The organism is Desulfovibrio sp. 1214_IL3152 (assembly GCF_036763055.1).
Taxonomy (GTDB): domain Bacteria; phylum Desulfobacterota; class Desulfovibrionia; order Desulfovibrionales; family Desulfovibrionaceae; genus Desulfovibrio.
The window spans coordinates 1-8371 of sequence record NZ_JBAIYW010000477.1 but is presented as its reverse complement, the minus strand read 5'-3'; the positions used below and the strand labels follow the sequence as shown (position 1 = coordinate 8371).

At 56.0% G+C, this 8371-nt stretch carries 9 protein-coding genes; 8 read left to right on the top strand and 1 reads right to left on the bottom strand.

The genetic code is table 11. The annotated features are described in order from the left end of the window. Positions 1-200: 200 nt before the first annotated feature. The 6 genes from fbp (at position 201) to V6C07_RS10110 (ending at position 6005) form a co-directional block, all read left to right on the top strand. On the top strand, positions 201-1214 hold the full coding sequence (fbp, locus tag V6C07_RS10135) for a class 1 fructose-bisphosphatase (RefSeq protein ID WP_333536333.1): 1014 nt from the start codon (positions 201-203) through the stop codon (positions 1212-1214). 69 nt (positions 1215-1283) lie between these two features. Beyond that, on the top strand, positions 1284-2369 hold the full coding sequence (gene tsaD / locus V6C07_RS10130) for a tRNA (adenosine(37)-N6)-threonylcarbamoyltransferase complex transferase subunit TsaD (RefSeq protein WP_333536332.1): 1086 nt from the start codon (positions 1284-1286) through the stop codon (positions 2367-2369). Positions 2370-2508: 139 nt separating this feature from the next. After that, on the top strand, positions 2509-2832 hold the full coding sequence (gene trxA, locus V6C07_RS10125) for a thioredoxin (RefSeq protein WP_012624828.1): 324 nt from the start codon (positions 2509-2511) through the stop codon (positions 2830-2832). Continuing rightward, positions 2829-3755 carry an NAD(P)/FAD-dependent oxidoreductase gene (locus V6C07_RS10120; RefSeq protein ID WP_333536329.1) on the top strand — a complete coding sequence of 309 codons (927 nt, stop codon included), beginning with the start codon at positions 2829-2831 and terminating at the stop codon, positions 3753-3755. Before trxA ends, V6C07_RS10120 begins: the two co-directional genes overlap by 4 nt. Beyond that, positions 3748-4479: an outer membrane protein assembly factor BamD gene (locus tag V6C07_RS10115; RefSeq protein ID WP_333536327.1), complete on the top strand. Its 732-nt coding sequence runs from the start codon at positions 3748-3750 to the stop codon at positions 4477-4479. Before V6C07_RS10120 ends, V6C07_RS10115 begins: the two co-directional genes overlap by 8 nt. 53 nt (positions 4480-4532) lie before the next feature. Further along, on the top strand, positions 4533-6005 hold the full coding sequence (locus tag V6C07_RS10110; RefSeq protein ID WP_333536326.1) for a cation diffusion facilitator family transporter: 1473 nt from the start codon (positions 4533-4535) through the stop codon (positions 6003-6005). 27 nt (positions 6006-6032) lie between these two features. Here the strand turns inward: V6C07_RS10110 and yihA are convergent, their stop codons facing one another. Beyond that, positions 6033-6635: a ribosome biogenesis GTP-binding protein YihA/YsxC gene (gene yihA, locus V6C07_RS10105; RefSeq protein ID WP_333536325.1), complete on the bottom strand. Its 603-nt coding sequence runs from the start codon at positions 6633-6635 to the stop codon at positions 6033-6035. A 188-nt stretch (positions 6636-6823) separates the two neighbouring features. On the opposite strand from yihA, the gene efp reads away from it, so the two are divergent. Together efp and V6C07_RS10095 are read left to right on the top strand one after the other, a co-directional pair. After that, a complete protein-coding gene (efp, locus tag V6C07_RS10100) occupies positions 6824-7381 on the top strand; it encodes an elongation factor P (RefSeq protein ID WP_333536324.1) in 558 nt (185 codons plus the stop codon). Between the two features lie 66 nt (positions 7382-7447). Continuing rightward, a partial coding sequence (locus V6C07_RS10095; protein ID WP_442891934.1) for a DNA translocase FtsK 4TM domain-containing protein occupies positions 7448-8371 on the top strand: 924 nt, incomplete at its 3' end.

Genomic DNA, 8371 nt, shown 5'->3' with positions numbered 1-8371 from the left:
CAAGCCCGCACAGGAAGAAGCTGGCGCTGTCTCCCCGTCCGGCGATACGCCGGACAACACTGCCGCGCCGGATACTCTGCCGGGCGGGCGTCCAAGCCCCTTCGGGCCACGGAACTGACGCATAGCATGAAACTTGCGCCGCCCCGGGGCGGCGCAAGCCTTTAGGTACACGGAACATCTGTTTTTTGCAGGAGGCCAGCATGGCTGACATCACGGTCACGGAACATCTGCTGCTGCATCAAAAGCGCACCCCGCAGGCCACGGGGCAATTTACCGGCTTGCTGTACGACCTTATTCTTTCCGGCAAAAGCATTTCCCGCCGTATTAACAAGGCGGGGCTGCTGGATATTCTCGGTGGCACGGGCGAAGTGAACGTGCAGGGCGAGAATGTTCAGAAAATGGACACAATCGCCAACCGCATCATGCTGTACCGTATGGAGCGTTGCGGTGCATTGTGCGCCATGAGCTCGGAAGAAGAGGCCGATCTTATCCGGATTGGGCCGGAATTTCCCCGGGGCGACTACATCTTGATTTTTGATCCGCTGGACGGTTCTTCCAATATTGATGTGAACATCAATGTGGGTACCATTTTTTCCATTTTGCGCCGCCCCGAAGGGCATTCGGGTGAAGTGACGCTGGATGAGGTTCTTCAGCCGGGCAACAGGCAGGTGGCGGCAGGCTATATTTTATACGGCCCATCCACCATGCTTGTGCTCAGCACGGGACAGGGGGTGCATGGCTTTACACTGGATCCCGGAGTGGGCGAATTTTTGCTTTCCCACCCCAACATGTCTATTCCCGAGCAAGGCTACATCTACTCGGTCAATGAAGGGAACTGGAAGAACTGGGATGCCCCGGCCCGCGAAGCCGTCAACTGGTTTCACGGCTGCGAGACTTCAGACGGAAAGCCTTATTCTTCCCGATATGTCGGCGCACTTGTTGCAGATTTTCACCGTACGCTCATCAACGGCGGCATCTATATGTATCCGTCGGATGCCAAAAAACCCAATGGCAAGCTGCGCCTTATGTGCGAAGCCGCGCCGCTGGCCTTTCTTGCGGAGCAGGCGGGCGGCAGGGCCAGCGACGGCAGGGGGCGGATTCTTGAAAGGGTCCCCGAACATTTGCATGCACGTACTCCATTGTTTATCGGTTCTGCCAAAGATGTGGAAGCCGTTGAAAGCATTTACGCCAGACATGCGGGCCTGACAGCCTGACCACTAGTTGCGCGAAACTCAGGAGCCGCATTTGGTGTGGCTCCTGTTTTCTGTTGAAAGAGAGACCATATGCTTTGCCTCGGCATTGAAAGTTCCTGCGATGAAACCGCACTGGCCCTGGTGGAAGATGGCCGTCTGCTGCATTCCGTATTGTCCACCCAAGCTGACATGCACGCACTGTTTGGCGGAGTTGTGCCCGAGTTGGCGTCTCGCGAGCATTACCGTTATATCGGCCCCCTGTTTGACGAACTGATGCGGCGTAGCGGCAAAAACAATGAAGACATTGACCTCGTGGCTGTGGCGCGTGGGCCGGGGCTGCTTGGCAGTCTGCTGGTGGGCGTGGCCTTTGCCAAGGGGCTTGCCTTGAGCCTGGGCGCGCGTTTTATCGGCGTCAATCATCTTCAGGCGCACCTGCTGGCAGCTGGTCTGGAACAGCCTTTGGAATTCCCGGCATTGGGTCTGCTGGTTTCCGGCGGGCATACGCATCTGTATCGCATGGAAGCCCCGTGGAAGTGCCTGCCCCTTGGGCGCACACTGGACGATGCGGCGGGAGAGGCATTTGACAAGGTCGGCAAAGTGCTTGGCCTGGCCTATCCGGGCGGACGCCTTATGGATGCTCTTGCAGGGGAAGGGCGGGCAGATGGCATTGTTTTTCCTCGTCCTTACCTTGACAATGACAATCTGGATTTCAGCTTCAGTGGTTTGAAAACTGCGGCCAGCACCTATATTCAGCAGCATCTTCAGGGTGTGGCGTGGCCGCGCCCTCTGGTGTCAACGGCGGATGCGCCGCAAGAGCTGAAAGATTGTTGCGCCGCCTTCAATCTGGCCGTGGTGGACACCCTTTGCGCAAAGACAGCACGAGCACTGGACAGAAACCCGCAGTTGAAATATCTGATTCTTGCTGGCGGCGTTGCCTGCAACTCGCTGCTGCGGCGACGCGTTACGGAACTTATGGAGCACAGGGGCGGCCACGCCATCATTCCCGGCCCGCACCTGTGTACAGACAACGCGGCCATGATAGCCTATGCGGGCTGGCTGCTCGGGAAAAAGGGATATTACCATCAACTGCATATGGAAACTGTCCCCCGCGGGCGTGCGCTGCCTGACGACATGAGGCGCTGCCGCGAATACGCCGAAGACCTGTCGGAAACATGAGATTGTCTTGACAGTCAGGTCTTTGGAAACTACTCTTGCTCAATACAGAGGCCTCGGAATCCATATCCCGAAGCTTCGGTTTTCCGCCTCTGCGCCCTTTCGGGCATGCAGTGCGCAACATAAACCTAAGGAGATAGTTATGGCTGAACAGGTCACTGACGCCACCTTTGAAAGTGTTGTCCTCAAGTCCGATTTGCCGGTTCTGCTTGACTTTTGGGCGCCCTGGTGCGGTCCCTGCCGCGCCGTTGGCCCCATTATTGACGAGCTTGCCACCGAATACGCAGGCAAGGTGCGCATCGTTAAGATGAACGTGGATGAAAATCCCGCCACTCCTACAAAGTTCGGCATTCGCGCCATCCCCACCCTTGTGCTTTTCAAAAACGGCGAAACTGTCGAGCAGATCACCGGCGCTGTGACCAAGGCCGCCATGAAAGATCTGCTTGATACCAAGGCGCTGGCATGAAAGCATACGATGCCGTTGTGATCGGCGGCGGCCCCGCTGGCGTTACCGCAGCCCTGTATCTGGCGCGGTCAGGTTGCAGCGTTCTTATGCCGGAGCGTCTGACCTCCGGAGGGCAGTTGCTGCAAACAGAAGCGCTGGAGAACTACCCGGGCTTTCCCAAGGGCATCAAGGGCTATGAACTTGCCGACCTCTTCGCCGCGCATCTCGAAGGCTTGCCGATAGACAGGCCCGCCACCGTGGTTGAATCCATTAGCGGTTCGGCGGGCCGGTTTACCGTGCGATCTTCAGACGGAGAATACGCGTGCAAGACCGTGCTGGTCTGCTCAGGGGCCAAGCATCGCCACCTGGGGCTTGAAGATGAAGACAGGCTGCGTGGAAAGGGTGTTTCCTACTGCGCGCTTTGCGATGGAAACTTTTATCGCAACCAGACTGTAGCCGTGGTGGGCGGCGGCAATGCCGCCATGGAAGAAAGCCTCTATCTTTCAAAAATAGTGAACAAACTTCACCTCATCCATCGACGCGACAGCTTCCGGGGTCTTAAGGTATATGAAGAAAGGCTCGAAAGCATGCCGGAAAAGGTCAACATCATGCGCAGTTCGGTCATTACGAAGCTGCACGGTGAAGACTTTTTGACCGGACTGACCGTAAAGAACCTTCTGAGCGGCCAGGAAGATCTGTTGCCTGTTGACGGGCTGTTCATTTATGTGGGCTTTGCCCCGGTAACGGACTTCCTTCCTCAGGGAATCGTGCTTGATGAGCAGGGCTTTATCGTGACAGATACCGAGATGCGTACCAGCATTCCCGGCATTTTTGCCGCCGGTGACATACGCTCAAAGCTTTGCCGCCAGGTCATCACCGCCGCCGGCGACGGCGCAACCGCCGCCCAAGCGGCATTTGTCTTTCTGGAACAGCTCAATGCATAAAAAATTGTTACGCTCCATCTTGCTTGTCATGAGCATGCTCATGGCTTCCGGCTGCGGCATCATCGATATGATATATCTGCCGCCTGCAGAAGACACTGCGCAGGAAATTTTTGAGGCCGCCAACGACGCCATGAGTGAAAAAAACTATGTGCGGGCAGTGGAGCTATACAATAAACTGCGCGATACCTATCCCTTCAGCCCTTATACCATTGATGCGGAACTTTCCTTGGGCGATGCGTATTTCCTTGATGAGGAATACGAACTGGCTACTGAAAGTTACAAAGATTTCGAATCGCTGCATCCCAGGCATGAGGCCATCCCCTACGTGCTGTATCAGACGGGCATGTCTCTGCTGAAACAGTTCCGCTCCATCGACAGGGCGACAACGGAATTGCAGGAAGCATACGATTACTTTAATCGCCTGCACCAGATGTATCCGGACTCTCCCTATGCCAAAGGCGCGGAAGAGCACATGATAACCTGCCGGAAGCTCATGGCGGAACACGAGCTTTATATTGCAGACGTGTTCTGGCATATGAAAAAATATGGTCCGGCCTGGCATCGTTACGAATTTATCGTAAAGAATTTCCAGGACGTGCCGGAAGTGGCCGAACACGCCAAGGAAAAAAGCCTTGCCGCCTACCATTACTACAAGGAAGAGCAGGCCAAGGAAACACGGCAGAAACGTCAGGGGTCCTGGCGCGAATGGTTCAAGTGGTTGTAGGAACGTAAAGACAAAAGCCCCTCCGGGGGCTTTTTTTTACTAGAGGGGTCTTCATGTCCGGTTCGATGGAAGCCAGTGCTGAAAAAAATCGCGCGGCCCTCACATCCCTATGGGCGGCTTTTGCCCTTACCGCCGTCAAGCTTGCTGTAGGGCTGCATACCAACAGCCTTGGCATTCTGTCTGAAGCTCTGCACAGCGGGCTGGATTTGCTGGCGGCTGCCATGACTCTTGCCGCTGTGCGTGTGGCGTCCAGGCCAGCAGACGCGCGGCACCCCTATGGTCACGGCAAGATAGAAAATCTTTCGGCTCTGGCCCAAACGCTGCTGCTGCTTTTAACCTGCTTCTGGGTCGTCCATGAAGGGGCGGATCGTCTCTTGGCCGGTGCGAGCCCCGTGACGCCTTCACTGTGGGGCGTTGGTGTCATGGCCCTTTCGATCATCATTGATATCAACAGGGTCCGCGTACTGCGTCGCGTGGCAAAAAAGTATAAAAGCCAAGCGCTTGAGGCAGATGCGCTGCATTTTTCCACCGATATTCTTTCTTCAGCCGTAGTTCTGGTCGGCGTTCTTGCAGTATGGCTGGCCTCTGCTCTCAATGTTCCGGGACCTATGCATGCCATACTGGTTCAGGCGGACACTGTGGCAGCCTTGATCGTCGCCGTCATCATTTTTCGAGCCAGCGTCCATATGGCCCGCCAGGCTGTGGATATTCTTATGGACTCCGGCTCCATGCGCGAACAGCAGGCAATCATAAAGGCCGTGAAACGTGTTCCCGGTATTACCAATGTGCGCGATGTACGCTTGCGTACCAGTGGCCCGACCAGCTTTGTGGACCTGACGGTGGGGGTGGAACCGGGCATACAGGTCAGCGAAGGACACAAGCTGGCCCATGCGGCAGAAGAGGCCGTGGGCTCAGTGCTGGATGACGCGGATGTGACCGTTCACGTGGAGCCTTACAGCGCCGACGATGACAAACACTGCGATCCTTTCGTGCAGGTGCAGCACACTGCCTGGAAGCACGCCCTGGCTGTGCATAACATTCACATCCTGCGGTCGGCCGGCAATTGTTTTATTGAATTGCATGTGGAACTTCCCGGAAAAATGTCTTTTATCCAAGCACATAGCCGCGTCATGGACTTTGAAGAAGACTTACACGAATCTTTGCCCGGAAGCGAGGTCGTGAGCCATCTTGAGCCGGAAGGGACAGCCTGCGCACTGGCATATGGGGCTTCGGTTTCAGTGCCGTATGCCGAGATGGTCTGGCGTGAAATAGAAACTGTGCTGGCAAAAGAACCGCTGGCTGGCAATCCGCACAGTTTTTCAACCTACGAATCGCCGGAACAGGGGATTTGCATATCTTTCCACTGCGATGTGGACGCCACCTTGAACGTTGAAGAGGCGCACACCGTGTGCATGCGCCTGGAAAAACAACTGCGGCTGAGCGCTCCGCAATTGGGACGCATCATTATTCATATGGATCCGGACACACGTCACGAGAGAGAGCAGGGGCGTGCCGCATACCCCTGACGTGACGTCCAGCCCGGTTGTTTGACACTACTGTGCGTTTTCCTCTGGAGGCACGGCCGCCCCGGCCGCCCGGGCCAGTTCGTCCCACAGGCGATCAATGCCCAGGCGACTGCTGGACGAAGTCAATACAGGGCAAATCCCAAGTATGTTTTGCCATTCTTTTTGTTTTGCCATGCGCTCACGCTGATTGCACTTGTCGGCCTTGGTCAGGATGGGAACCAAAGGCAGGCCATGCACCTGGGCAAAGGAGGCCAGGCTCAGATCAAGCTGTTGCGGGCTGAGCCGACAGTCGAGCAAAAGGGCCAGAGCCTTCAGGCTGGCGCATTCCGTCAGATAGCGTTCCAGCAGTTTTGCCCATTTTTCTCTTTCGCTATGGCTTGCACGGGCATAGCCATAGCCAGGCAGGTCTACAAGGTAAAAACGAAAAGGCTCAACCAGGTAAAAGTTGACGGATCGGGTTTTTCCCGGCGTGGAGCTGACTTTAGCCAACTTTTTTCTGCCGGCCAACGCGTTGACCAGAGAGGATTTACCCACATTTGAGCGCCCGGCCAGAGCTATCTGGGCCTCGGGGCGCGCAGTAAGCTGATCCAGCGTATAGGCGGTGCTTTCCAGGGTAAGGCTGATGGGCATAAAAACCTCATGTGATACTTGAAGGTTGAGTCTTGACAAGTGCCTGACTTTCGGCAAGTATTTACAGTTCGGAAACGTGATTTCCTTCAAAACACTTCCGCACAAGGTAGCCGCTCTTGCCCCTGTTGGCAAATGACCGGCCTGATGCCAGTTTATGCCGGTTTGCGGCGACACGTAGGAGGTAAACTATGTATTCTACCACTGATTTTCGCAGGGGTCTTAAAATCGAAGTCGAAGGCATCCCTTACGAAATTGTGGATTTTCAGCACTTCAAGCCCGGCAAGGGCGGTGCAATGGTGCGCACCAAGCTGCGCAATATTCTCACCGGGCGTATGCAGGACATTACTTTTCGTTCCGGCGAAAAGGTAGGCAAGCCCGACCTTGAAACACGCGACATGCAGTTTCTGTATCGTCAGGATGACGAACTTATTTTTATGGATCTGACCACCTACGAGCAGTTGCAAATGCCCGTCTCGACCACGGATGGCAAAGAAGGCTTCCTGAAAGACGGTCAGGAGTGCCGGGTACTGCTGTACAAGGGCAACCCGCTGGACATTGATATCCCCGTAAGCATGGTGCTGGCCGTTGTTGAAACTGAACCCGGCGCCAAAGGGGATACGGTGAGCAACGTCACCAAGCCCGCAAAACTCGAAACCGGCCTTGTCGTTCAGGTTCCTATTTTTGTTAACGAAGGTGACCGCATCAAAGTGGACACCCGCTCCAAGGAATACCTGGGCCGGGAATAATGCCCGGTCCCGGAGGGTAGCCCTACGGACGCCCATAAATTCAGCCGCGAACTTCTTGGCCTTTTTCTGCTCTTCTGGGCACTGCTGCTTTTATTAAGCCTGCTCAGCTTTGACGCCAATGACCCCAGCCTCAACCATGTGGTCAGCGGCGCTGTCGAAGTGCGTAACAAGGCTGGCCTTTTTGGCGCGTATACTGCGGGATTTCTCAACGATGTCTTCGGCGTGGCCGCCTTCCTCTGTCCGCTGGTTTTCGGCGCACTGGGGGCGGCCTACGTCTCTCCCGCCTATGGCATGCACTGGTGGCGCTGGTGCGGCTTCTTTCTGCTTACCATCTGCCTGCTGGCCGCCGGTGCGGCATGGGATTTTTCCATTGGCGACATATGGGGCGGCGGCATGGTCGGCAACGCGCTGCACAGCAATGCCAGCCGTTACCTCAGCCCCGGCGGCTCCGCGCTTGTATGGTTTTTCGTTTTCCTGGCCGGGCTTCAGCTTGCCTGGAACATCTCGTGGTTTACCCTGGCTGGTCGCCTTGTGCATTGGCTGCGCGATAAGCTTGAGGAAAAATTCGGTTCCGACGAAGCAGAGCAAAACGAAAAGACAAAAAAATCCTCCAAGAATGCCTCATCTTCAGGAAAGGCTGTCGCTCGCGGGCAAAGTCTGCCCGAAATAGTGCGGCACACGCCTGAAACAGCGGAAAGTCAGGAAGAAAAAAGTTCCGGTTTTCGGCTGTCCTGGCTTTCCTGGGACTTTTTGTCCCGCTGGCGGGATCGCCTGGGAGACATCCAGCCCACAGCGGATTCCCTGCCTGAAGTTTATGAAGAAAAAACTGCCGAAGCTGGACCGGGCAGGGCAGGCGTTGTGGATTCCACAACGCCCCTTGTTCCGGCTGATGCCGGGGACGATCCTTTTGCAGTGGCCCAGGACCTGAGCGGTCAGCCGCTGGTAGAGCAAGGTTGCGCGGCGTCAGACGCGCTCGCGTCGCCAGTGAGG